At 63.4% G+C, this 1,326-nt stretch carries 1 protein-coding gene; it reads left to right on the top strand.

Annotated features, from left to right (window positions below; genetic code table 11):
* Positions 1–78 precede the first annotated feature (78 nt).
* Entirely contained in the window at positions 79–1,311 is a 1,233-nt protein-coding gene (locus ACPCHZ_RS28475; RefSeq protein WP_423487823.1) for an integrase catalytic domain-containing protein, read from the top strand.
* The last annotated feature ends 15 nt before the right edge of the window (positions 1,312–1,326 follow it).

Here is a 1,326-nt window from a genome sequence, read left to right on the forward strand (position 1 = left end):
GACCGCGTTGACTCATCAGAAATGCGCGCGAATGGGTGATTCGTTGCCTCATCGAAAATGCGCGCGTAGGCCCAGTGGATGGGGTTGACGTTGGCCGAGCGCAGAGCAATCACTGAGACGGCCGCGAGGCGTTACCTGCTGGCGAGTAAGCGCAGCAAGAGCCGGATTCTCGACGAGTTGTGCGCCAACACGGGGTGGCATCGAAACCATGCCCGTAAGGCGCTCGCAGCATCGCTACGGCCCAAGATCGTCACCGCGCGCAGTCCTCGGCCGGTGAGGTACGGACCCGAGGTCATCGCGGCGCTGACGGTCTGCTGGACGGTGCTCGGAATGCCCGCCGGTAAACGGCTGGCGCCGATGCTCGGCGAACTGGTGGCAGTGCTGCGTCATTTCCGAGAGCTCGACATCGATGATGACACCGCCACGCTGCTGGCGTCGATGTCGGCGGCCACCATCGATCGCCGGCTGGCCGGTGAGCGGGCCAGGCTTCATCAGCGGGGCCGCGTCGGCACCAAGCCGGGATCGCTATTGAAAAGCCAGATACCGGTGCGCACGTGGGCCCAGTGGGACGACGCTCAACCCGGGTTCGTCGAGATCGACCTGGTCTGGCACGACGGCGGCAACCGGGGTGGAGGCCACGCATTCACCTTGACGGTCACCGACATCGCCACCGGCTGGACCGAAAATCGAGCAGTGCCCACCAGAGAGGCTAAATGCGTGCTGGCCGCCCTCAACGACATCGCCGCCAAGATGCCGTTCCCGATCCTGGGTGTGGACACCGACAACGGTTCGGAATTCATCAACGAGCACTTGCTCGCCTGGTGCACCGGCCGCAAGATCACCTTCACCCGAGCGCGACCGGGCAACAAAAACGACGGCTGTCACGTCGAGCAGAAGAACTGGACTGTGGTACGCACCGTGGTCGGCTACCACCGCTATGACACGGCCGCAGAGCTGCTGCTACTCAACGAAATCTGGCAACTTCAGGCGATGTTGACCAACTACTTCTGCCCGCAACAGAAACTGATCGCCAAGGTCCGCCACGGCGCCAAGGTATCCAAGAAACACGACCAGGCGGCCACCCCGTTTCACCGGGCAATCGATCACCCGACCATGGCTGTGGAACGCATCATCGCCCTGACCCGGACCTACTCGCTGATCAACCCCGCCGCCACCCAGCGACAGATTCAGGCGCTGACCACGCAGTTGTTCACACTCGCCACCAGCAAAGCCGGCCCCGACGCCACAGCCCCCATCACCAAGCGCGCACGCTTACGTGAGGCAACGAACCCCCCTACGCGCGCATCTTGACATGAGGCAACAGGA

The sequence above is a fragment of the Mycobacterium sp. NPDC050041 genome, assembly GCF_049541695.1.
In the GTDB taxonomy this organism is placed as follows: domain Bacteria; phylum Actinomycetota; class Actinomycetes; order Mycobacteriales; family Mycobacteriaceae; genus Mycobacterium.